This window comes from Neobacillus paridis (genome assembly GCF_016765675.1).
In the GTDB taxonomy this organism is placed as follows: domain Bacteria; phylum Bacillota; class Bacilli; order Bacillales; family Cytobacillaceae; genus Neobacillus; species Neobacillus paridis.
This window is the reverse complement of record NZ_JAESWB010000067.1, coordinates 924-1,250: the sequence shown is the minus strand read 5'-3', so window position 1 is coordinate 1,250 and position 327 is coordinate 924. Positions and strand designations below refer to the sequence as shown.

Here is a 327-nt window from a genome sequence, read left to right as displayed (position 1 = left end):
CGCTCGCTTTCAAAACCTTGAATACCACCGCGGCTCATGATGCGCTGCCATCGTTGCCCTGCTTCTTAATCTTCTTAAGCTTGGGCTTGGCCAAATCGTCCTGCGCCGCCGGCTTTTGTTCGTACCGCTGCAGGAACGCATTCAGCGGTTCCTTGAACAGCCAGCCGCGCATCTCTCGGTCCGGTACCGCAATCTGGATCGAAACGGGCGACTCTGGCTGGATATGCAGCGAGCCCGAGAAGCACGCCACGAAAAATGCGACCGCATCGGCGGGCGCGGTGTATTGATCGAACAATTCCGGTTGCACCAACGGCTCGATGGCCTTGT

General features: G+C 58.1%; 1 protein-coding gene. It reads right to left on the bottom strand.

Annotated elements, in window-relative coordinates; translation table 11 throughout:
- Positions 1-34: 34 nt before the first annotated feature.
- Positions 35-327: hypothetical protein (locus JK635_RS27960; RefSeq protein WP_202653056.1), on the bottom strand; the 293-nt coding region annotated here is incomplete at its 5' end.